Genomic DNA, 22,643 nt, shown 5'->3' with positions numbered 1-22,643 from the left:
TCAGGGCAGCATGGATTCGCCGCGCAGCAGGTCGTCCAGCGTTTCGCGTTGCCGCACGACGTAGTGCTTATCGCCGTCGACCATGACTTCGGCTGCGCGGGCACGCGTGTTGTAGTTGCTGGCCATGGTCATGGCGTAGGCACCCGCGGATTCCAGCGCCAGGACGTCACCGGCTTGCACCGACAAGCTACGATTGCGCGCCAGCCAGTCTGCGCTTTCGCACACGGGGCCGACGATATCGTATTGTTCCGCAACGCCTTTGCGCGGCACGACCGGCTGCACGCCATGATAGGCGTCGTACAGCGCCGGGCGCATCAAGTCATTCATCGCGGCATCCACGATGGCGAAATTGCGGGCCTCGGCGTGTTTGAGGTATTGCACCGTCGTGAGCAGGACACCGGCGTTACCCACCAGCGAACGGCCCGGCTCCAGGACCAGATGCAGATGGTCCAGGCCACGCGCCTGCAGGCGCTCGAATACCTGATCCAGCAGCGCCTTGGGCGAGGGCGGGACTTCGTCGGTATAACGGATGCCCAGGCCACCGCCCAGATCCAGATGCCGGATGGTGATGCCGTTTTGAGCCAGCTGATCGATCAGGTCCAGCAGCTTTTCCAACGCATCGAAATACGGGCTGATATCGGTCAGCTGCGAACCGATGTGGCAGTCTACGCCGACGATCTCTAGACCGGGCAGCGCGGCAGCGGTGCGATACGCGTCCAGGGCCGACTCGATGGCGATGCCGAACTTGTTTTCCTTTAGCCCTGTGGAGATGTAGGGGTGCGTTTGCGCATCGACATCGGGATTGACGCGCAGCGACACCCGAGCGCGGCGGCCCATGGCGTGGGCCACATCCGAGATACGTTGCAATTCGGCCTGTGATTCGACGTTAAAGCACTTCACGTCGGCTTCGAGTGCCGCGCGGATTTCCCAGACTTGCTTGCCCACACCGGAAAACACGATCTTGGCCGGGTCTCCGCCCACGGTGAGTACGCGGTGCAGTTCGCCGCCCGACACAATGTCAAAGCCCGCGCCCAGGCGCGCAAACTCTTTGAGCACGGCCAGGTTGGAATTGGCTTTCATGCCAAAGCAGACCAAAACCGGACGCTCTCCGATGGCATCGCGGTATCTCGCCCAGGCCTGGGCCAGTGCAGCGCGCGAGTACACGTAGAGCGGCGTACCCAGCTGCGTGGTCAAACGGTCGAGAGCGACATTCTCGGCGTGCAGTACGCCGTCTTTATAGTGAAAGTGCGGATGTCCGACTAAGGCGGACGGCTCGTTGAGGGAGTTCATGGATGCTGCGAAACAGAAGGGGATGGGGGCGGCTCGGATTGGGCGGACGCGTTCGGAGCCGGCTCCTGAGGGGGCAAGTATAGTGGGCCCTTATAGCCGCAGGCCGCGATCAGGCTGAACGTGGCAAGCGTGGCTACAATGCGTAAAACCATGCGGCGATGTGCCATGTGGACCTCGAAACTCCGTAATTCTTGCAGGCTCGATTATGACCGAAACCGAATTCCTTGCGTTGGTTGACCAAATACTCGACAGCATCGAAAGTCAGGCCGACGACTGGATGGCATCGCTGGATGTCGATGTCGAGGCCAGCCGCAGCGGTAATGTGCTGACGCTGGTTTTCGAAGATGGCACCCACGTTGTCGTCAACAGCCAGGCCCCGATGCAGGAAATCTGGGTCGCAGCGCGTAGCGGGGGCTTTCATTTCCGCCACGAGGGCGGGCGCTGGGTCAACACCCGCGGCGGCCCGGACTTAGCTGATACCTTGTCGCAAATCTGCTCCGAGGCCGCCGGCGTGCCGGTGACGGTACGGCTGTAACGACCAGGCGCCCGAGTGTCGGGCGCCTATCGTCTCATCAAAACGGAATTTGCTGCGTCCAGGGTGCTTGCTGACTCGCGCCCACATTCGGCGAAACTCGGATACTCTTGTCCGAGCCGCCCACCAGATCGTTCAGGAAGTCACCCAATTGATCGGTTTCGGCCGGCGCTGGCGCTGACAGGCCGAGGCGGGCGACCGCCTGACCCGGCGGGAATTCCGAGAAATAGTATTCGCCGCGATCGACTATCAGGCCCTCGGGACGGGGGCGCTGTTTCTGCTCGGGCACACCCTTGAGCGCGTGGCTCATGTATTCCACCCAGATTGGCATCGCAACGCCGCCACCGGTTTCCCGCGAACCCAGGGATTTGGGCTGATCGAAGCCCATCCATGCCGTGGCGACCAAGGACGGGGTGTAACCCGAGAACCAGGCATCCACCGATTCGTTGGTCGTGCCCGTTTTACCCGCGAGATCAGAGCGCTTGAGGATGGCGCGCGCACGCGCTGCCGTGCCGCTGGTGGCGACGCCGCGTAGCATGTCGTCCATCACAAAGGCGGTGCGCGGATCGATGGCGCGCGCGGCCTCGTCGCCCGCCACCACCGGCTTGGACTGCATCAGTACCTTGCCGCTGCTATCGGTCACACGGTCGATCAGATACGGGGCGACACGATAGCCGCCATTGGCGAAGACGGCGTAAGCGCCGGCCAGCTGCAAAGGCGTGACGGAACCCGCACCCAGGGCCAGGGGCAACACGGCGGGTTGGCGTGCCTTGTCAAAGCCAAAGCGCGTCAGATATTCCTGCGCGTATTGCGGGCCGATGGCCTGCAGAATACGAATCGACACCATGTTCTTGGATTTATACAAAGCCTGACGCATGGTCAGCATGGGCTCGTAGGTGTTGCCATAGTTTTTCGGGCTCCACGGCTTGGACCCGGTTTGCGCCGCGGTCAGCTGGAAGGGCTGATCCGAGATCTGCGTCGCCGGGGTGAGACCACGCTCCAGCGAAGCGGCATAGACAAAGGGCTTGATGTTCGAGCCTGGTTGGCGCCACGCCTGGGTCACGCGGTTGAACTTGCCGCGATAGAAATCGAAACCGCCCACCATGGCGCGGATGGCGCCGTCTTGCGGGGACAAGGCCACGAACGCCGCTTGCACGGCGGGCATGTTGATGACTTCCCAGCCGTCACCGAACTTGCGGATATGGACGACCGAGCCGCGCTTAAGGCGTTTGTCCTCGGCGGCTTTCGGATTCAGCGAGCGGGCCACCACGTTCAGGACTTTCTTGTCGGTGATGGAAATGACCTCGCTGGCGCTACGCATGACTTTTATTTCATTCGGCGTGGCCGAGAGCACCACGGCGGTCAGCAGATCGTCGCTATCCGTGTATTTCTCGAAGGCGGCATCGAGGAATTCGTCCAGCGCCTCCGGATTGTTCTCGATGCCTTCCGGCATATCCAACTGCGCCTCGGGGCCCGGGTAGACGGCGCGGCGCGTGTATTGCAATACGGCATCGCGCACGGCGTCGTAGGCGACTTCCTGGTCTTTGGACAGCACTGTGGTGTAGATGTTGATGCCGCGCGAGTACAGCTCGTCCTGGTAGATACCGTAGAGCAGCTGACGCGCCAGTTCGGCCACATACTCGCCATGAATCGCATAGCCGCCTGCCGGAGTCCCCTCGGCGGGCTTCATGACAATTTTCTGAGCCATGGCCTGTTCGTACTCGGCGTGGGTCAAATAGCCGAGCGACTGCATGCGCCCCAAGATGTAGTGCTGGCGGATCTCGGCGCGCTTGTAGTTCGCGATGGGGTTATAGCGCGATGGCGCTTTGGGAATACCTGCCAGCATGGCAGCTTCGGCGGCGGTGACCTCCGATAGCGGCTTGCCGAAATAGGTCCGCGACGCGGCGGCAAAGCCGTACGCGCGATGGCCCAGATAGATCTGATTCATATAGAGCTCAAGAATCTGATTCTTGGTGAGCTCGGATTCGATCTTGAAGGTCAGCAGCAGTTCGTAGAACTTGCGTGAATAGGTCTTTTCCGACGACAGGTAGAAGTTTCGCGCGACCTGCATCGTGATGGTGCTGGCGCCCTGCGACTTGGACATGCTGACCAAGTTGGTCAGGCCCGCGCGCGCCACGCCCATCCAGTCGATGCCGCCATGCTCGTAGAAGCGGTCGTCCTCGGCGGCGAGCACCGCCGATTTCATCACGTCCGGGATTTCGTCAAAACGCAGCACGTTGCGGCGTTCTTCGCCGAATTCGCCGATCAGTACGTTGTCGGCGGTGTAGACGCGCAAGGGCACACGTGGCCGGTAATCGGTCATGGCGTGCAGATCAGGCAGATTCGGCCAGGCCAGCGCCAACGCCATGCCCGCCAGGAGCAGGCCGCACAGTACGAGACCGCCACAGAAAATGCCCATCTTGACGAAAAACCGCAAGATGGAGGACCCGCTTTGTGACGGAGGAGACTTTTTGGAAGGGGTATGCGACTTGCTCATCGCGGCGATTTTACGGGTAAGAGCCTACCCGCTTGTTAGTCGATGCGCAGTTTCGGTAACAAATTCGTTCACTGTGGTAAGCGGGCAACCTCTGGCAATGGGATAATGCCGGGATGAACGTTCCCGCCAATATAGCATCTGCTCCCAGTACGGAGCCTGCCCAGACCCCTTGTACCGCCCAGGAGGCGGGGTGCTGCGTGAGCCTGCCGCATGATCTGCCGATTTTTTTGGTCGGCATGATGGGCGCGGGCAAAACCACTATCGGCCGAGGCATTGCCCGGGCGCTGGGACGTGAATTCATCGATCTGGATCATGAGCTGGAGGCGCGCTGTGGCGTGCGGGTGCCGGTGATTTTCGAAATCGAAGGCGAGGCGGGTTTTCGCCGGCGCGAGGCGACCTGTCTGGACGAGTGCACGCGCAAACCCGGCGTGGTGCTGGCCACGGGCGGGGGCGCTATCCTGGCGCCGGAAAATCGGCGCCTGCTGCGCGAGCGGGGCATCGTGATCTATCTGCGCGCCAGCCTGGACGAGCTGTTTCGTCGCACCAGCCGCGACCGTAACCGGCCGCTCTTGGCGAACCCGGACCCGCGCGGCACGCTGCGCGATCTGATGGTCAAGCGCACGCCGCTTTACGAAGAAGTGGCCGATCTGGTGATCGATACGGGCACGACGCCTGTACCGCACCTTGTGAAATCGATTTTGCCTTTGCTGCAAGCTTACGAGAAAACGATATGACGGTTGTAGATGTCGATACCCCGGGCGGACGTTATCCCATCCATATAGGATCTGGCCGGCTGGATGCGTTGGATCAGGCCATTCCCGCCGACGCGACCGCGATCGCGGTGGTGACGAACCCGACGGTGGCGGCGTTGTATGGCGACCGCGTCGAGGCGGCGCTGGCGCGCACGGGGCGTCGGGTGTTGCGTATTGAGCTGCCCGATGGCGAGGCGCACAAGGACTGGCAGACGCTGAATCAGATTTTCGATGCGCTGCTGACGCACCGCCTGGATCGTCGCGCCGTGCTGGTGGCGCTGGGCGGGGGCGTGATCGGCGATATGACCGGTTTCGCGGCCGCGGTGTATATGCGGGGTATCCGCTTCGTGCAGGTGCCCACCACGCTGCTGGCGCAGGTGGATTCGTCGGTAGGTGGCAAGACCGCAGTGAATCATCCGCTGGGCAAGAACATGATCGGCGCGTTCTATCAGCCGATCGCGGTGGAGATCGACACCGATGTGTTAAAGACGCTGCCCGCGCGCGAAGTGTCGGCGGGTCTGGCCGAAGTGATCAAGTATGGCTTGATCCTGGACGCGGATTTCTGGCGCTGGTGCGAGGACAACGCGGCCGCGTTGAGCGCGCTGGAGCCCGAGGCATTGACCTACGCGATTCGCCGTTCGTGCGAGCTCAAGGCCGAGGTGGTCGGCAAGGACGAGCGCGAATCGGGTTTGCGCGCGATTTTGAATCTGGGTCATACCTTTGGGCACGCGATCGAGTCCGGGCTGGGGTATGGGGAGTGGCTGCACGGCGAGGCTGTCGGTTGCGGCATGGTGCAGGCGGCCGAGCTGTCTGTCGAAGTGCTGGGTTTTGCGCAGGGCGATGTCGCGCGCGTGCGGGCGTTGGTCGAGGCAATAGGTTGCCCCGTCGTGGCGCCCGATCTGGGGGCGCAGCGCTGGCTGTCCTTGATGCAGGTCGATAAAAAGACTGAAGGCGGCGAGATCCGGTTTGTGCTCATGCCGCGTATTGGGGAGGCGGTCACCCGCTCCGCCCCGACAGAGGCCGTACACCGCGTCTTGGCGCGCACCACACAGTGATCCGCAGGGAGGATGCCTGAATGACCGAATTGGCTTGTTTTGCATCTCATCCCTCAGCAACCCGCGGGCGGCGGTATTCTGAACCGCCGCCGCAGAACCGATCCGAGTTCCAGCGCGACCGGGATCGGATTATTCATTGCACGGCGTTTCGACGCCTCGAATACAAAACCCAGGTCTTTGTTAACCACGAAGGCGATCTGTTTCGCACGCGTCTGACGCATAGTCTGGAGGTCGCGCAGATCGCGCGCACGCTGGCGCGCAGCCTGCGATTGTCCGAGGATCTGACCGAAGCCATTGCGCTGGCGCATGATCTGGGACACACGCCGTTCGGTCATGCGGGGCAGGACGAATTGAATGCTTGCATGCGCGAACTAGCGCCGCATGCAGGCGGCTTTGAGCACAATCTGCAAAGCCTGCGCGTGGTCGATGAGCTGGAAGAACGCTATGCCGAGTTCGCCGGGCTGAATCTCTGTTTTGAAACGCGCGAGGGCATTCTTAAGCATTGTTCGGTGGTGCATGCGCGTCAGTTGGGCGATGTGGGCGAACGCTTTTTGAATCGCACGCAGCCCTCGCTGGAGGCGCAGTTGGCGAATCTCGCCGACGAGATTGCCTATAACAATCACGATATCGATGATGGCTTGCGATCGGGCTTGATCACCATCGATCAACTGCAGGACGTGACCCTGTTCGCGCGTCATTATCATGAGGTGAGCCAACGGTATCCGCAGCTGGCTCAGCGTCGCGCCATTGCCGAGACCGTGCGTCGCATGATCAATACCTTGATCGTGGATCTGACTGAAACCACATTGGCGCGGCTGGCCGAGGTGGCGCCGCGCGATAGCGATGCGGTGCGCCAGGCGCCGCCGTTAGCGGGCTTTTCGGCGTCGGTGCGGCGCGAGGCCGATGAGTTGAAGAAGTTCTTGTTCGACAATCTCTATCGTCATTACCGCGTGATGCGGATGACGAACAAGGCACGCCGCATCGTACGCGAGCTGTTTCAGGCCTTCTTGGACGAGCCGCGCTTGCTGCCGCCGGATCATCGGCGCGATGAGCCCGAGCAGGCCCGGGCGATTTCCGACTATATCGCCGGTATGACGGATCGCTACGCGATCCGCGAACATCGCCGTCTGTTCGACATGAGCTAAGCCGCCGCGCTGGCATAGGGAACGGGCTTAGCTCGGGTATTTGAAACAGCAGATCCGTACTGTTGATACGGCAAGGGACGTGCTGTCGCTACGGCCGCGCTCGTATTGATCGCGCGGCGTAGCGTGTGTCATTGCGGAGTGTCTGCGTCGCGTGTGCGTTCGAGTACACGCGCGAGATAGTGACCGGTATGACTCTCAGGATTTGCCGCCACGTCTTCGGGCGTGCCGATGGCCACCACGCGGCCACCGCCATCGCCGCCCTCGGGCCCCATATCGATGAGCCAGTCGGCGGTTTTGATGACATCGAGATTGTGCTCGATGATAAGCACGGTATTGCCGCTATCGACGAGCTGATTCAGCACCTGCAGCAGCATTTCGATGTCACGGAAATGCAGGCCTGTGGTGGGCTCGTCCAGGATGTAGAGCGTGCGGCCGGTACTGCGGCGCGAGAGTTCCAACGATAGCTTGACGCGTTGCGCTTCGCCGCCCGAGAGCGTGGTCGCGCTTTGCCCCAGACGGATATACGACAGACCGACTTCCATCAAAGTCTGCAGTTTGCGCGCGATGGCGGGCACGGATTCGAAATACTCCAGTGCCTGCGCCACGGTCAGGTCCAGCACCTCGCTGATATTGCGGCCGCGATAGCGGATTTCCAGCGTCTCGCGGTTGTATCGTTTGCCGTGACAGACATCGCAAGGCACGTACATGTCGGGGAGAAAGTGCATTTCCACCTTGACCACGCCATCGCCTTGGCAAGCCTCGCAACGGCCGCCCTTGACGTTAAAGCTGAACCGTCCCGGGTCGTAACCGCGTGCACGTGCCTCGGGTACGCCCGCGAACAGTTCACGGATGGGAGTGAAGAGGCCGGTATAGGTCGCCGGGTTACTGCGCGGCGTGCGACCGATGGCGCTTTGGTCCACGCTGATGATCTTGTCGAAATGTTCTAGACCATTCAGGCTGACGTACGGCGCGGGTTCGCTTTGTGCGTTGTGCAGCTGACGCGAGACGGCGACAGCCAGCGTATCGTTGACCAACGTGGACTTGCCCGAGCCAGACACGCCGGTCACGCAAACGAGGCGGCCGGCGGGGATGCGCAGATCGACGTGCTTGAGGTTATTGCCGCTGGCGCCTTCCAGGACCAGCCAGGGCAGTTCGTCGTTGATGGGACGACGTTTGGGGATTTCGATGGCGCGCTTGCCGCTGAGGTACTGGCCGGTGAGCGAGGCGGGATCTTGCTGTACTTCTTCCGGGGTGCCTTGCGCTACGACCTCGCCACCGTGTTCGCCCGCGCCCGGGCCCATGTCCACGACCCAGTCGGCTAGACGGATCATGTCCTCGTCGTGTTCGACGACGATGACGCTATTGCCCAGGTCGCGCAGGTGCTGCAGGGTGCCAATGAGCCGGTCGTTATCGCGCTGATGCAGGCCGATGGAAGGCTCGTCCAGCACATACATGACCCCCGTCAGGCCGGACCCGATCTGACTGGCCAGTCGTATGCGCTGCGCCTCGCCGCCCGAGATAGTGTCGGCGCTGCGGTCCAGGGACAAATAATTCAGGCCGACGTTATTCAGAAAGCTCAGGCGTGCCTCGATTTCGCGTACGATGCGCTGTGCGATTTCCTGCTTGGCGCCGGTCAGCGTCAACGCCCGGAACCAGTCCAGGCAAAGCGACAAGGGCATGGCCTCGACTTCGTATATCGCCTGGCCACGGCGTTCGCCTTCGCGCACATCATTACCAATGAGGACGTGGCGAGCCTCGGGGCGCAGGCGCGAGCCGCCGCAATCGGGGCAGGTCTTGATATTGCGATATTTACCCAGCTCCTCGCGCACGGTGGGCGAATCGGTTTCGCGCCAACGACGTTCGAGATTGGGGATGATGCCCTCGAAGGGATGGCGCTTGACGGTGCTACGGCCTTTTTCGTTCAGATAGAGAAAGGCGATGTCTTCCTCGCCGGATCCGTACAGCACTTTCTCGCGAACGTCCTCGGGGAGTTCCTCGAATGGCGTTTCAATGTCGAACTCGTAATGCGCGGCCAGACTCGTTAACAGAGAATGGGTAAATGCGTTGCGGCGATCCCAGCCACGCACGGCACCGGCAGCCAGGCTCAGCTCCGGAAACGCGACCACGCGCTTGGGATCGAAAAAGCCCACTTGGCCGATGCCATCACAGGAGGGACACGCGCCCATGGGATTGTTAAAGCTAAACAAGCGTGGCTCGAGCTCGGGCAAGCTGTGGCTGCAGACCGGGCAGGCATAGCGGCTGGAGAACACTTGCTCGCGCCCGCTATCCATATCCAATGCCACGGTGCGGCCATCGGCCAGCTGCATCGCGGTCTCGAAGCTTTCGGCCAGGCGCTGTTTGCTTTCCGGGCGGATGCGCAGGCGGTCGATGACCACGTCGATGTCGTGCTTTTCGGTTTTCTTCAGCGGCGCCATGTGGCTGATTTCCTGCATCTGGCCGTCTACGCGCAGGCGAACGTACCCTTGCGCTTGCAGGCTCGCGCATTCGTCTTCAAAGCTGCCCTTGCGTGCGCGCGCAATGGGGGCGAGCACGGCCAGCTTGGTTTCGGCGGGCCAGGCCAAGACGGCATCGACCATTTGACTGACGCTTTGGGCCTGTAGCGGCAAACCATGCACCGGGCAGTAGGGGGTCCCGACGCGGGCGTAGAGCAGGCGCAGATAGTCGTGGATCTCGGTGATGGTGCCCACGGTCGAGCGCGGATTGTGGCCGGCGGCTTTCTGCTCGATGGAAATCGCGGGCGATAGGCCCTCGATCAGATCCACATCGGGCTTGTCCATCAACTGCAGAAACTGCCGGGCATAGGCAGAGAGACTTTCGACGTAGCGACGCTGGCCCTCGGCATACAGAGTGTCAAACGCCAGGGACGATTTGCCTGAGCCGGACAAACCGGTGACCACCACCAGTTTGTGGCGCGGCAGGTCCAGCGAGACGTTTTTGAGATTGTGGGTGCGAGCACCCCGGATGCGTATCGCGTTCATCAGGCAGATTCAGCAGTTTTGAAGGCCAACTTGGTACTATAGCGCGCTGAGCCTTTTTCCCCTGTTCCGAGGCATGCCGGCTGAACCTAAACTGAAGTTGACTCCATCCGAGCGTCGCGCGAGCGTGGCGTTGGCGGGGCTATTTGCCTGTCGGATGCTGGGCCTGTTTTTGCTGCTGCCGGTGTTCGCCATCGCGGCGCGTGGCCTGCCGGGGGGCGACGATCCCATGCGGGTGGGGTTGGCCTTGGGCATATACGGGCTGACACAGGCCTTTATGCAGATTCCGTTTGGCCTGGCGTCCGACCGTTATGGGCGGCGGCCGGTGGTGATCGCGGGGTTGTTGCTGTTTGTCGGCGGCAGTGTGGTGTGTGCGCTGGCCGATGATGTGTTTTGGATCACGATCGGGCGAGCCATACAGGGCGCAGGCGCGATATCAGCGGCAGTGACGGCATGGTTGGCCGATGCGACGCGCGATGAAGTGCGTACGCGCGCCATGGCCATGGTGGGTGCTTCGATCGGATTGTCGTTTGCGCTGTCATTGGTGCTCGCCCCGTTATTGGTGGGATGGTGGGGGCTGGCTGGGCTTTTCTGGACGATTGCTTGTCTGGGCGTGGCGAGTCTGGCGGTGGCCGCCTATATTGTGCCGGTAGTGCCGCGCACGGCGGCGCGCAGCATGAAGGAAGCGCGGCCGGGCGAGGTCTTAGCTCACAAAGACCTGCTGCGCTTGAATTTCGGTGTCTTTGTCCTGCACTGCATTCAGGTGGCGCTGTTTGTCGTTGTGCCTACCCTGTTGGCGCAGAGCGGCGGATTGAGCACCGAGTCATTGTGGAAAGTTTATCTGCCTATCATCCTGGTGTCGTTCGTGTTGATGGTGCCGGTGATCTTCGTGGCCGAGCGTCACCGCGCGCATCGCGGCGCTCTGCGTGGGGCAGTGGCGGGACTGGTGATGGTCTGTGCGCTGCTGCCGTTGGCCAGTCTGAGCTTTTACCCGCTAGCGGTTGTGATGACCGCTTTCTTTGTGATGTTCAACGTGCTGGAAGCGCTGCAACCCTCGCTGGTGTCGCGTGTGGCGCCGGCGCAGTACAAAGGGCTGGCGCTGGGCTTTTACAACACGGCGCAGGCGGCGGGGCTATTCTGTGGCGGCGCGCTGGGCGGGTGGCTGGCCAGCAGCATGAGCGCGAATGCGGTGTTCATCGGCGCGGCGCTGTTGTCAGCGGTGTGGTTGGCCGTGACGTGGGCGCTGAAGCCGCTGACCTGACACGAGCGTCGCGAGCGGGTCGGGGAACGGCGGCCGCGCTGCCGCTCGCGTCTCCCGCTCCCGTGTGTTTTGTTCCTTGAGCTCACAAAGACAGTGCGCATTGGATGGCGCTGCATGCCAGTGTGCGCGGCACCGTCATGTATTCTGGCGACGCCGGCGCTTTTCCTCGCGTGTGACGATTACGACAGCGATCAATACCATTGCGGCCAGGGCGAACCACGTAAGGGCATAGCCCAGATGGTTATTCGGAAAGCTGATTACCGTCAGTCCTCCCACCGGCGCGATGGCGGGATCGCGGTTATTGCCCGCGCTTTCGGCATCGGCATCGATAAAGTAGGGCGCTACTTCCCCCAGCCCGCGCTTGGCCGCAATAGCGGGCAGGTCGCGTGTGTACCAGCGGTCCGCGGCCGGATCGTTGTCGCGCAGGAACATGACGCTGGGTTCGCCCATGCGCAGCAATCCCGTGACCTTGACGGGGCCTGCGGGACCGGATGACGTGTCGGCGGTTTTGCGCCATTGCGGTAGCACGAAACCACGATTGACCAGGATGGTGCTGCCATCACGCAAGCGTAATGGGGTCATGACCCAGTAGCCGCCGCCCAGGTCGCTCACGGCTTGGACCAGGGTCTGACGATCGTATTGATACTCGCCCGTGACGGTGACATGCCGATATTCGGCATTGTCCGCCGTGAGGGCAGGCCATTGGGGTGCGAGCGGGGCGGGTGCGGCAGGCTGATGAACCCGCGACTCGATGCGCTCGATCAGATCCGTCTTCCAGGCCAGTCGCTGAACCTGCCACACGCCCAGCGCGCAGGTGGTGGCAAAAACGATAAATGCGATCAGTCCCAACAGGACTAACGTGAGGGTGCTGCGAGGGCGGGCAGGTGGGGTAGTCGTGTGGTGAGTAGCGGGGGTCATCAAGGCATCTTACGCATGTCATGGGGAGACATGGGCATCATATTCGAATCCAGGTGGTACATGATCCAGATCGAGCCGCTAAGCGTGATGACAACGAGGATGAGCGTAAAGAGAAAGGCCAGCATGTTCCAGCCGCTCTCGCCCTTGGTATCCAGATGCAGGAAAAACTCGACATGCACCACGATTTGCACGATGGCCAGGCCCATCAGCACCAGACCCGCTGTGCGCGACGTCTGGATCACGTCTCCCATCACGATCCAGAATGGAATGACAGTCAGAATCGCCGCCAGCACGAATCCGGTCAGATAGCTGCGCACCGTGCCGTGCACGACATACTCGTCTTCGTCGTGATGGTCGAGCTCGTGGGGGATAGCGCTTTGCGTGGGGTGAGGAGCATGCGAAGTCATGGCAGCACTCCCATGAGATAGACAAAGGTAAAGACACCGATCCAGATCAGATCCAGGAAATGCCAGAACATGGACAAGCAGATCAGCCGGCGCCGGTTCTCCGGGATGAGTCCATGTTTGTGTACCTGCACCATCATGGTGACGAGCCAAATCACGCCGAACGTCACATGCAGGCCGTGGGTGCCAACGAGGGTGAAAAACGCCGTCAGAAATGCGCTGCGCTGCGGCCCGGCGCCGATGGAGATCAAATGCCAGAACTCGTAGATTTCCAGCGATAAAAAGCCCAGGCCGAGAATCCCCGTGATGCCGAGCCAGGCTTGCATGACACCGGTGCGCCGGTTGCGCATTTCGAGCATGGCGAAGCCATACGTGATCGACGACAGCAACAACAAGGAGGTGTTGGCGGCGATCAGCGGCAAATCGAACAGATCGGCCCCGGACGGACCCGCTGCATAGTTGCGGCCCAGTACGCCATACGTGGCGAACAGGCACGCAAAGATCAAGCAGTCGCTCATCAGGTACATCCAGAACCCGAGCAGTGTGCCATTTTGCGGGTGGTATTCACCGCGCACGTAGAACATGGGCGCCTCGACGGGCGATCCGCGGTCGGGAACGGTGGGATTCAGAGTATCAGACATGTTGCTCCAGCAACCTTGTGCGCGTGGCTTCGGTGCGCTCGACCTCTTCGGCAGGCACGTAGTACTCACGGTTGTAGTTGAAGGTATGGAAGATGGCCACCGCGATCAACGTCACGAATGAAATGATCGCCAGGGGCCACATGTACCAAATCAGCGCAAAGCCCAGCACCACACTGAGTCCGGCCAGCACAATGCCTGCCCACGTATTGCGCGGCATATGTATCGGCAGGAATCCGTCGGTCGGCCGTTCATATCCATATTGCTTCATCTGCCACCAGGGGTCCTGGTCATGCACGCGTGGCGTGAAGGCAAAGTTGTACGGCGGTGGCGGCGAGGAGGTCGACCATTCGAGCGTGCGGCCATTCCAGGGGTCGCCCGTCACGTCACGCAGCGACTCGCGCCGACGGTAGCTCACCACCAGTTGAATCAAGAAACACGCGATGCCAATGGCAATCAGGAACGCGCCCACCGCGGCGATCTGAAACCAGATCTGCAACGACATGTCGTCAAAGTGATTCACGCGGCGCGTGACGCCCATCAGCCCCAAAACATAGACGGGGGCGAACGCCACCCAAAAGCCCACCAGCCAGAACCAGAACGAACACTTGCCCCAGAACGGATCGAGCTTATAGCCAAAGGCTTTAGGGAACCAATACGTGATGCCCGCCATCAGGCCAAACAACACACCGCCGATGATGACGTTATGGAAGTGCGCGATGAGAAACAAGCTGTTGTGCAGCACAAAGTCAGCCGGCGGCACGGCGAGCAGCACGCCTGTCATCCCACCGATCACAAACGTGACCATGAACCCTACGGTCCACAACATGGGCACTTCAAACCGGATACGCCCGCGATACATCGTGAAGAGCCAGTTAAAGACCTTGGCCCCGGTCGGAATCGAGATGATCATGGTCGTGATGCCAAAGAACGAGTTCACGCTCGCACCCGATCCCATCGTAAAGAAGTGGTGTAGCCATACGAGATACGACAACACCGTAATCACCACGGTGGCATAGACCATCGATGCGTAGCCGAACAGGCGCTTGCGGCAATAGGTGGCGACGACTTCAGAGAAAATACCGAAGGCCGGCAGTATCAGGATATATACCTCCGGATGTCCCCAGATCCAGATGAGATTTACATACATCATGGCGTTGCCGCCAAAATCCGCGGTGAAGAAGTTCGTGCCCAGATAACGGTCCATGGTCAACATGGCCAGCACCGCCGTCAACACCGGGAACGCCGCGACAATCAGCACGTTCGTGCACAAGGACGTCCAGGTGAAAATCGGCATGCGCATCAGCGTCATGCCGGGGGCGCGCATCTTGACGATTGTGACGAGCAGATTCACGCCCGATAGCAATGTCCCGACGCCCGCGATCTGTAGCGCCCATATGTAATAGTCCACGCCCACGTCGGGACTGCTGATGATGCCCGACAAAGGCGGATATGCAAGCCACCCGGTCCGCGCGAACTCTCCAATAAATAGCGACAGCATCACGAGGACCACGCCACCCGTGGTCATCCAAAAGCTGAAGTTATTGAGAAACGGAAACGCCACATCGCGCGCGCCGATCTGCAGGGGCACGATATAGTTCATCAGCCCTGTCACCAGCGGCATGGCGACAAAGAAAATCATGATCACGCCGTGCGCCGTGAAGATTTGATCGTAATGATGCGGTGGCAGATAGCCTGCCGAATCGCCAAACGCGATGGCTTGTTGGATACGCATCATGATGGCGTCCGCAAAGCCGCGCAGCAGCATGATGATGCCCAAGACCATGTACATGATCCCGATCTTTTTATGGTCGATACTGGTGAACCACTCGCGCCAGAGATATCCCCATTTGCCGAAATACGTGATGGCGCCCAGGACCGCTATGCCGCCGAGCGCCACGACAATAAAGGTGGCAATGAGGATAGGCTCGTGATAGGGAATGGCCTCCCAGGTCAGGCGTCCGAAGATCAGTTTGGTTAAGTCAGTTTGATCCGTCATCTCGATCTCAGGCTAAAGACCATCGGTTTCGCAATTCCCTGTCTATCCCACATGACTGGCCGCTATAACAGCAGCTCGTCCGGAGATGTGCACATGGCACCCACATACTTTCGTGGCGGGGTAGTCAGGCCCAGCCGTTCTCGGACGGTCGGGTCCAGTGTGGTCACGTTGTACAGGCCCAATCTGCCCAGCCCGCCCTGGGCGTCGATGGCCATGACATCGCGTATGCACATACGATTCGGCTCGACACAACGGTTGACGATGGCTTCAAACAAACCAGGCGCCGCACTGCTGAACCGCTGCACGGGATTGCGTTCGCTGGGCTGCTCAAGTTTCAAATAGACCTGACGGCTGAGCGTATCGTCAGCGGCGCGTACGTCGGACACCCATTTCTCGAAGCCGGCATCATCGACGCCATAAAAGCGAAAGCGCATGTCCGAGAACCCCTCGCCACTGTAGTTCGCGGAAAATCCCTCATACTCGCCCGGGCGGTTAATCACTGCATGCAAGGTCGTCTGCATGCCTGGCATGGCATAAATCATGCCAGCCATGGCGGGCACGAAAAATGTGTTCATAACGGAAGTTGCGGTGATCTTGAAGTGAATCGGACGATCTACCGGGGCGGCCATCTCGTTGACCGTGGCAATGCCTTGTTCGGGATAGATGAACAGCCATTTCCAATCCATGGCGACGACTTCGACGACCAAAGGTTTGGTGTCAGCGGCAATTGCGCGTTGCGAGTCGATGCGCGCCAGGGGGCGATACGGATCGAGCAGATGCGTGCTGACCCAAGTGATTGCGCCCAGTGCGATGATGATAAGTAGCGGAGCAGACCAGATTAGCAATTCCAGTACGGTGGAATGATGCCATTCCGGATCGTATTTGGCTGACGTGTTGGATTCGCGATAACGCCATGCGAACAGCAAGGTCAGCGTGATCACCGGCACGATGATCAGCAGCATCAGTACCGTCGAGATGATGATGAGATTGCGTTGTTGCAGCGCGATGTCGCCCGATGGCGATAGCAGCACGGCATCGCAGCCAGCCAATAAAAAGGGCGCCAGCACGCACAACAGCAATCCGCCCAGCCTGGAGAAAGACGGCATAGCCAAACCCCGAAACGTGACCGTGGAGGTAGGCCTAACACTACGCTGGAAGACGATAAAAATCTAGGGCCCACAGAAAAGCGCAGCCTTTACGCCGCAACAATTCCAGGTAGGCATAAAAAGTTTCAAATGGTAAAACTGCAACCTGAGATCTCATAAGAAACGGCGGGACGTCATGGTAGGGAAGCAAGAGACAGCGAGTGCGGTGCATCTACCCGTTCCGCCAATTCAGTTGCAGGTGCTGGGCCAATTTGAAGTCAAAGTGCAACGACAAGCCCGCACGCATCTGCTGACTTACGATAAGCCGCGTCTGTTGCTGGCGATGCTGGCGTTGGCGGGCGGCAATCCGATTGCACGCGGCAAGCTCGTCGAATTGCTCTGGCCAGAGCTTTCCGAGACGCAGGGCAAGGCGCGCATGCGGCATGCCCTGCACGTGCTGCGTCAGGCGCTCGCGCCTTGCGCCGACCTGCTGGTTGTCCACAGCGACCGGCTTGCCTTGCACATGCCTGGCGTGCAGGTCGATATTGCGCTTATGCTGGACGATGGGCCGGGCGCGATCGATGATGAACTGTGCCTGGCGCTATTCAGAGGCGAGTTGCTGGACGATTTACGGGCTCGCATCGTCGGTCCACTGGACGAATGGTTCGAGCCCTGGCGTCAGGCCTTGAGCGCGCGCATGGATCAGTGCCGCGCGCGGCTGGTGAGCGGTTGGCTGGCCAGCAACCAGTTGCGCGATGCCTTGCGTCATGCGCGGCATTGGGTGCAGGTGTGGCCGCGGGAAGAAAGTTGCTATCGCATCCTGATCGAAGTGCTGGTGCGTACTGGCCGCTACGAGGAGGCGCGCAAGGTATATGGCCAATGCCGCGCGACCTTGGCGGCCGATTTGGCCACGTCGCCGGACCCGGCGCTAGAGGCGCTGATTGCGAACCTGCCGCTATCGCATGCCTTGCATGCGGAGGTCGATAGTGACGGCACGCCACCCCGTTTCCGGCCGCTGGCCGTGCTGGCCATCGCATTGGACTGGCAATTCGAGGATGCGGGGCTACTGGCCGATAGCGATGCGCTGCAAAGACTGGATCGCGCCTGTGCCGCCATTCGACGCCGCGTGCAGCAGCATGGTGGATGGATGGCTCCCAGCGGCGCGAATCAGTTCATCGCCTATCTGGGGTACCCGGGTGTGTCGGCAGTGCCCGCAATGCGCGCCGCGGAGCTGGCACGGGCATTGCTGCGCCGGGAGCTGCCCGCCGGCATGAGGATGCGTATAGGCTTGCATGCCGACCTGGGTTTATGCAGCCCAGGTGGCATGCGCCCCGATAATGGTTATTTACTGGCGCAGACCGCGCTGGCTGTCTTGGCGCAGGCGCAGCCGGGCGAGGTAATCATCAGTGCGCAGGCGCAACGACGCTTGCCCGGCTATGACATCCATGACGTCCAGCGCGAGGGGGTATTGTGCCGGGTATTGGGGCAGCCGCGGCTGGAATCGGTATCGCGCATGGTCGGCCGCACGCGCGAGTTCACGGCCTTGGTTTCGGCATGGCGCAGCTGCCTGACAGACAGGCGCACGCTTACCCTGACCCTGTGCGGCGTGGCGGGCTACGGTAAATCCTTATTGGCCGCGGCGCTAGCAGCGCAGGCGGGACAGGCGCGGGCACGCGTGATCTGGTTGCGATGCTTCCAAGACCTGCAAGAACAGCCGCTACATCCGTTGCGCTTATGGTTGCTGGAGCATCTGCCCGAGGTAATGGACGAAGCGTCCGACGAGGATCTGGCCGCGGTGCTGAACTGGCCTGTGCATAACGCGCGTATTTTGCGTTCCTGGCTGCTGTGCGAGCCCGATATCGCGGGCGCGGCGCTGGCCGCGGACATTCCACGGTTGGCGAGCATGGCCATGATGAGTATCACGCGCGACCCGGGAGCGTTGTTGATCGTGCTGGACGACGCGCATTGGGCGGACTCCATTACACAGAGCTGGATGCGCGTGGCCGCCGATATGCAGCTGGCGTGTCCCATGATGGTCTTGGTGGTGCGTCGACCGGATGGCGCCGCCATCGCCGCGAACGCGCGCTTGGACCTTGCGCCTCTCGATGCCCGCGATGTGGCCAACCTGTTGAGCCATCATGCGCGCGCCACCAAGCTGGGCCGCGATCTGCATGAGGCGATTGGCCGCCAGGCGCACGGCAATCCTCGCCTGGCTGCGTTGATGCTAGATCAGGCTGCTGGCCAGGATGATATCGAGCGCCCGCCGGCCATGCGCGATATCGTCTGCGCGCAACTGTGGGATGTGGACGCCCAGGCGCGTCAGATTGCCTATCTCTGCGCGCTGTACGATGCACCGTTGCCCATTGAATTGGCAGCGCAGCTGGTGCACTATGATCGGAAAGTCGTGGCGGACATCGCGTCAGGCTTGCGCGCCGCCAGCATTCTGCTTCCCCATCTGGACGATGCGTTGGTGTGTCCTGTGCTGGTCAAACACGCAATTGAGAGCCTGATGGCGCCGGCGCAAGCGGCGCAATTGAGTCAGCGCATCGCGCAATATCTGTTGGAGCAAGACGAGCCGCAGATTCGCGTGGCGCCCTTTTTGGAACGCGCCGGCGACAGACGCGCACCACTGTGGTGGCGAGGCGCCGCCATGGATGCACTGCACACGGGGCAGTTGCACGAGGCCGGGGAGCTGGTGGCTCGCGCGTTGCGCACCAAGGATGCGATCGCGGACGAAACCGAGCGCGAGCAGTTCGTGTTCGAGTGCCAGTTGCTGCGCGGCGCGGTCGTGTCCGCGCTGTCCGGACCCGCGCACCCCGAAGCGATGTCATCCTATGGCATGGCCGCCGAGATGCGCCGCGCGGGCGATGTGCAAACCATGATCGTCGCCCTGTGGGCGCGCTGGACCACGGCGCAGAATACGGGCGCCCATACGCTGGCCTTGCGGCTGGCGCAGCAGCTGATGCAGACAGCGAAGTCCTTGCAGGATGCCAGTCTGCAGGGGTGGGCGGCGTATGCGATCGCGCAGCATTATTTGTGGCGTGGCCTGGGGGGGGAAGCGGAAACCTTGCTGTGCGAGGCGGGTCAGTTGTTGCGAGAGGTGCCGCTCACGGCGCCCTCGCCGTTCGGCATTCAGACTTCCGCGCTGGTGCCGGCCTCGTTGGCGATGGCGTACGGGTTGCAAGGCAAGTATGCGCCTGCTCTGAGCATGATCGAACGGGCGACAGCGGAGGCAATGCGCAGCAATGCCTGGGTGGCGGTATTGCTATGCCAGCTGGCGCAGGCGCGCATCCACTATCTGGCCGGTGATATGGAGCAAGCGGTTCAAGCGGGCGAGTACCTGATGGCGTGCACGGGCGGCCAAAGCCAATTGACGACATGGCACGCTATCGCGACGGGCTACGCCATGTTGGGACGTGTGTTGCGAGCTGCGGATGCGGCGGTGGCGCTTGAAGCCATGGAGGCCGCGCTGCCTCTTATCCGCAGCGGGATGCCCGTATCCGTTGACGGCCATCTATGTCTGCTGGCGCGCGCGTACATCGCGATGGGCGATCTCGACCGCGCGCGGGACCTGCTTGACGAGGCGCAGGCGCTGGGTGCGGCGCATGGATCCAGCAGCCTGCAGCCCGAGATCCTCTGCTTGCGCGGCGACAGCCTTGCCGCGCAGGGCGATGTGATTGGCGCGCAAGGGTGCTGGCAACAAGCGCGAATGGTCGCAGACGCCGTGGGCCTGGCGCCTTATGCGCATTGGGCCGATGAGCGACTCGCTCGCCAATACGGCAATAACGAGCGTGTCGCGTAATCAGAACCGCATGCCCAGCCGCAGCTGCGCCGAGCGCTCGTTATAGCGGTCAGCCAACCGTTGTCGCCATTCGGTACGCAGCACGAAGCCCTCGCGGGTTTCCAGCTCCATGCCGACGCGATATTCGGCGAACACGTCCGGCAAGCTACCGGATAAGCGGAAGCTGTCGCCCGAGCGATCGGCCTTTAGCCGCGCATCGGTCTTCCAGTCGTTATCCGGCATCCAGTTGAGCCCGACATTAACGAATGGCCGCATGGTGATCTGGGCGACCTCCAGGGTGCCGCCGAATTCCATTGACGGGCTGATCATGGTGCGTACGGCGCTCGCGCTGTCGAATGCCAGATCGAACGCACCGCCGCCTTTCTCGGAATAAGCCGGCACGCGCTGATAGATCACATCCACATCGAGGGCGGGTTTGAGGTAGTAGCTTTCCCGCTGATGGGTGTAGGCGACCTGCGCTCGAACGGAGGCGAAATGCGTGTTCCAGTCGGAATTCGGCCTTTGTACGCCAGAGACGGTCGAGATGGCCCGGTGGGTGTCGTAGCTGCCATAGCCCGCGCTGAGCGCGCCGGTGACCGTCCATGGCCCGTCGATCTTGCGCAGAAACGCCATGCCACTGACGCTATGGCCTGTCGTTTTGAGGATGCTGTCGTCGGTCTTGCTGCGCGCGTCTTCATACGACACGCCGCCGCCCACGACCCAGCCGCGCCCCAGCGGGTGCTGCGCGCCTAGCATGTACCGCACCGACTCATAACTGAAGCCCGTGTCGTGATGCTGATCGCCCCGGTCCAGCCAGTTGCCTTCGATGTCTCCCCAGATACATGCGCTGTCGAGCGGCTTTGCTTGCGCGCCGCCAGCCATCGGGCACGACAAGCTGCGATTCAGAAACATGCGGTGCGCCAGGGGCATGACGGTGACCGGAGCTTGTATCGCGTCGTTGGCGATCTGATCCAGCACGTCGGCGTAGGCCTCGGCGTCCGGGGCTTGCGCGATGGTGTCGAAAACCGGTGTGTACTTTGCAGCCTCTCGAGCGATAGGAGAGGGCGCGGCAGTGCCTGACGATACCGAGGTCGTGGATGCAGCCACCGTCGGGGTTCGCGAGGTGGCCTCTGGCGGGGCGACCCCCAATGAGACGGCCCGGGTCGCGGCCGCCGTGGGCGCGACGCGGGTGAGGGTGCTCAAAGAGCGTGAGCCTGTCGTACTGGACGCCGTTTGCGTGGCCGGCGCGCTTACCTGGGCGGGTGCGTCGCTCTGCGCCAACTGTTGTTCCAGGCCCTTCCAGCGACGGCCCAGGTACGAGCTGAGTTGCCCCTGGTCTTCCGAAAGGACGTCGTTATGGGCCGAGAAATCGGCCTTGATGCCCACGTGCAAGCGGTTGTCGCGCCATGCGGTGGGGTACTGGAACACGGCGTTATCCACCACTTGGAACGCCGGATCCACACGATAGGCCGATTGTGCGGACAGGACCTCGATGTCCCGCTGCATGGGTTGGTGATTCATCCCGTTGATCGCCAGCTTGCCGTTCAGATGGGCTTCGCCGGTGATGGCGAGCATGTCGGCGCGCGCCAGCGCGAAATCCACGCGCGGCGCATAAGTGCCGCTCACGCCTTGGCGCAGATTCCCGGACAGCGTGCTGGAGGCGAGGGCGTCGCCGGTGCCAATCGTGAGTACGCCATTATTGATTAAATCGCCCCCCGCCAGATCCAGCCGGCTGCCTGCCGCCAAGGATCCGCTGTTGGTCAATTTGCCAGGGCTCGACTGTTGCAACCATACCGACCCCCGTATATTGCCAGCGTTGGTGATTTCCGTGTCGCCGCCCGCCGTCCGGATCGCCATATCCGACAGCGCCCCGACGCGAGCCTGTTCGCCGATCCGAATCTGGTTACCCTTGCCGCCCGACAGGCGGATACCCGCGGCCTCGCCAGAGCCGCCTTGAGCCAGGCCTGTGCCGGATAAGGTCACTTGGATATTGCCGTTATTCTCCCCCACGCTTTGCGCGAAAACGCCGTGGGCGTTTTTGCCCGTGGCCTCGACCAGCCCGTTGATCTTTATCGTCACCGCGCCGCCGCTGCCCTTGCCATCCTGGCCGGCGCGGCCCGCGATGCCGTCGGCGATACCGCCGCCTCCGCCTACACTCTGTGCAAAGACGGCAGCCGAGTTGTCCCCTCGTGTGCGCACGCTACCCGCCACTTCGACCGTGACGCTGCCGCCATCACCAGTTCCGGCGTGCGTTTGCGTCAGGGAACCCTCTGCCGGCGCGGCCCACACC

16 protein-coding genes are annotated in these 22,643 nt (G+C 61.7%); 6 read left to right on the top strand and 10 right to left on the bottom strand.

Annotated features, from left to right (window positions below; genetic code table 11):
• Complete coding sequence (gene lysA, locus GOQ28_RS15630; protein ID WP_160357137.1) at positions 1–1,290, bottom strand: diaminopimelate decarboxylase; 1,290 nt, start codon at positions 1,288–1,290, stop codon at positions 1–3.
• Positions 1,287–1,442, bottom strand: coding sequence for an LPS translocon maturation chaperone LptM (lptM, locus tag GOQ28_RS15625; RefSeq protein WP_236844388.1), 156 nt, complete (start codon positions 1,440–1,442; stop codon positions 1,287–1,289). Before lptM ends, lysA begins: the two co-directional genes overlap by 4 nt.
• A 53-nt stretch (positions 1,443–1,495) precedes the next feature.
• Between lptM and cyaY the strand changes: the two genes are divergently transcribed.
• Positions 1,496–1,825 (top strand): iron donor protein CyaY, encoded by a 330-nt coding sequence (gene cyaY / locus GOQ28_RS15620; protein WP_160349757.1) that lies wholly within the window; start codon positions 1,496–1,498, stop codon positions 1,823–1,825.
• Between the two features lie 37 nt (positions 1,826–1,862).
• Here cyaY and GOQ28_RS15615 read toward each other — a convergent pair whose 3' ends face one another.
• Complete coding sequence (locus GOQ28_RS15615; protein WP_160357136.1) at positions 1,863–4,319, bottom strand: penicillin-binding protein 1A; 2,457 nt, start codon at positions 4,317–4,319, stop codon at positions 1,863–1,865.
• A 236-nt stretch (positions 4,320–4,555) separates the two neighbouring features.
• Here GOQ28_RS15615 and GOQ28_RS15610 point away from each other — a divergent pair, with 236 nt between their 5' ends.
• Genes GOQ28_RS15610 through GOQ28_RS15600 form a run of 3 tightly spaced genes read left to right on the top strand, consistent with a single transcriptional unit; the run spans position 4,556 to position 7,271 of the window.
• A complete protein-coding gene (locus GOQ28_RS15610) occupies positions 4,556–5,053 on the top strand; it encodes a shikimate kinase (protein WP_442862110.1) in 498 nt (165 codons plus the stop codon).
• Complete coding sequence (gene aroB / locus GOQ28_RS15605) at positions 5,050–6,126, top strand: 3-dehydroquinate synthase (RefSeq protein WP_160357134.1); 1,077 nt, start codon at positions 5,050–5,052, stop codon at positions 6,124–6,126. Before GOQ28_RS15610 ends, aroB begins: the two co-directional genes overlap by 4 nt.
• Positions 6,127–6,146: 20 nt before the next feature.
• Complete coding sequence (locus GOQ28_RS15600) at positions 6,147–7,271, top strand: deoxyguanosinetriphosphate triphosphohydrolase (RefSeq protein ID WP_160349753.1); 1,125 nt, start codon at positions 6,147–6,149, stop codon at positions 7,269–7,271.
• A gap of 128 nt (positions 7,272–7,399) precedes the next feature.
• Here the strand turns inward: GOQ28_RS15600 and uvrA are convergent, their stop codons facing one another.
• Complete coding sequence (uvrA, locus tag GOQ28_RS15595) at positions 7,400–10,270, bottom strand: excinuclease ABC subunit UvrA (protein WP_160357133.1); 2,871 nt, start codon at positions 10,268–10,270, stop codon at positions 7,400–7,402.
• Positions 10,271–10,343: 73 nt separating this feature from the next.
• On the opposite strand from uvrA, the gene GOQ28_RS15590 reads away from it, so the two are divergent.
• Positions 10,344–11,528: an MFS transporter gene (locus GOQ28_RS15590; protein ID WP_160357132.1), complete on the top strand. Its 1,185-nt coding sequence runs from the start codon at positions 10,344–10,346 to the stop codon at positions 11,526–11,528.
• 135 nt (positions 11,529–11,663) lie between these two features.
• Here GOQ28_RS15590 and GOQ28_RS15585 read toward each other — a convergent pair whose 3' ends face one another.
• The 5 genes from GOQ28_RS15585 to cyoA form a co-directional block, all read right to left on the bottom strand.
• Positions 11,664–12,446 carry an SURF1 family protein gene (locus GOQ28_RS15585; RefSeq protein WP_160357131.1) on the bottom strand — a complete coding sequence of 261 codons (783 nt, stop codon included), beginning with the start codon at positions 12,444–12,446 and terminating at the stop codon, positions 11,664–11,666.
• Positions 12,446–12,853, bottom strand: a complete 408-nt coding sequence (cyoD, locus tag GOQ28_RS15580) for a cytochrome o ubiquinol oxidase subunit IV (RefSeq protein ID WP_160357130.1) — start codon at positions 12,851–12,853, stop codon at positions 12,446–12,448. Before cyoD ends, GOQ28_RS15585 begins: the two co-directional genes overlap by 1 nt.
• Positions 12,850–13,491, bottom strand: coding sequence for a cytochrome o ubiquinol oxidase subunit III (gene cyoC, locus GOQ28_RS15575; protein ID WP_160357129.1), 642 nt, complete (start codon positions 13,489–13,491; stop codon positions 12,850–12,852). Before cyoC ends, cyoD begins: the two co-directional genes overlap by 4 nt.
• Positions 13,484–15,487, bottom strand: a complete 2,004-nt coding sequence (cyoB, locus tag GOQ28_RS15570; RefSeq protein ID WP_160357128.1) for a cytochrome o ubiquinol oxidase subunit I — start codon at positions 15,485–15,487, stop codon at positions 13,484–13,486. Before cyoB ends, cyoC begins: the two co-directional genes overlap by 8 nt.
• A gap of 62 nt (positions 15,488–15,549) precedes the next feature.
• Positions 15,550–16,593 carry a ubiquinol oxidase subunit II gene (gene cyoA, locus GOQ28_RS15565; protein ID WP_160357127.1) on the bottom strand — a complete coding sequence of 348 codons (1,044 nt, stop codon included), beginning with the start codon at positions 16,591–16,593 and terminating at the stop codon, positions 15,550–15,552.
• A gap of 175 nt (positions 16,594–16,768) precedes the next feature.
• Between cyoA and GOQ28_RS15560 the strand changes: the two genes are divergently transcribed.
• Positions 16,769–20,374 carry a BTAD domain-containing putative transcriptional regulator gene (locus GOQ28_RS15560; protein ID WP_160357126.1) on the top strand — a complete coding sequence of 1,202 codons (3,606 nt, stop codon included), beginning with the start codon at positions 16,769–16,771 and terminating at the stop codon, positions 20,372–20,374.
• Here the strand turns inward: GOQ28_RS15560 and GOQ28_RS15555 are convergent.
• The coding region (locus tag GOQ28_RS15555) for an autotransporter outer membrane beta-barrel domain-containing protein (protein ID WP_160357125.1) at positions 20,375–22,643 on the bottom strand (2,269 nt) is incomplete at its 5' end.

Origin of the sequence: Bordetella sp. 02P26C-1, assembly GCF_009763255.1 — a bacterium.
GTDB lineage: Bacteria > Pseudomonadota > Gammaproteobacteria > Burkholderiales > Burkholderiaceae_B > Bordetella_A.
This window is presented reverse-complemented; position numbering and strand designations above follow the sequence as displayed.

What these genes read in the sequence shown, in the direction of transcription:
- lptM (WP_236844388.1), bottom strand. Translation starts at nt 1,442, where the DNA reads ATGGTTTTACGCATTGTAGCCACGCTTGCCACGTTCAGCCTGATCGCG.
- cyoB (WP_160357128.1), bottom strand. Translation starts at nt 15,487, where the DNA reads ATGACGGATCAAACTGACTTAACCAAACTGATCTTCGGACGCCTGACC.
- lysA (WP_160357137.1), bottom strand. Translation starts at nt 1,290, where the DNA reads ATGAACTCCCTCAACGAGCCGTCCGCCTTAGTCGGACATCCGCACTTT.
- GOQ28_RS15610 (WP_442862110.1), top strand. Translation starts at nt 4,556, where the DNA reads ATGATGGGCGCGGGCAAAACCACTATCGGCCGAGGCATTGCCCGGGCG.
- GOQ28_RS15560 (WP_160357126.1), top strand. Translation starts at nt 16,769, where the DNA reads ATGGTAGGGAAGCAAGAGACAGCGAGTGCGGTGCATCTACCCGTTCCG.
- aroB (WP_160357134.1), top strand. Translation starts at nt 5,050, where the DNA reads ATGACGGTTGTAGATGTCGATACCCCGGGCGGACGTTATCCCATCCAT.
- cyoA (WP_160357127.1), bottom strand. Translation starts at nt 16,593, where the DNA reads ATGCCGTCTTTCTCCAGGCTGGGCGGATTGCTGTTGTGCGTGCTGGCG.
- GOQ28_RS15590 (WP_160357132.1), top strand. Translation starts at nt 10,344, where the DNA reads ATGCCGGCTGAACCTAAACTGAAGTTGACTCCATCCGAGCGTCGCGCG.
- GOQ28_RS15600 (WP_160349753.1), top strand. Translation starts at nt 6,147, where the DNA reads ATGACCGAATTGGCTTGTTTTGCATCTCATCCCTCAGCAACCCGCGGG.
- uvrA (WP_160357133.1), bottom strand. Translation starts at nt 10,270, where the DNA reads ATGAACGCGATACGCATCCGGGGTGCTCGCACCCACAATCTCAAAAAC.
- GOQ28_RS15615 (WP_160357136.1), bottom strand. Translation starts at nt 4,319, where the DNA reads ATGAGCAAGTCGCATACCCCTTCCAAAAAGTCTCCTCCGTCACAAAGC.
- cyaY (WP_160349757.1), top strand. Translation starts at nt 1,496, where the DNA reads ATGACCGAAACCGAATTCCTTGCGTTGGTTGACCAAATACTCGACAGC.
- cyoC (WP_160357129.1), bottom strand. Translation starts at nt 13,491, where the DNA reads ATGTCTGATACTCTGAATCCCACCGTTCCCGACCGCGGATCGCCCGTC.
- GOQ28_RS15585 (WP_160357131.1), bottom strand. Translation starts at nt 12,446, where the DNA reads ATGACCCCCGCTACTCACCACACGACTACCCCACCTGCCCGCCCTCGC.
- cyoD (WP_160357130.1), bottom strand. Translation starts at nt 12,853, where the DNA reads ATGACTTCGCATGCTCCTCACCCCACGCAAAGCGCTATCCCCCACGAG.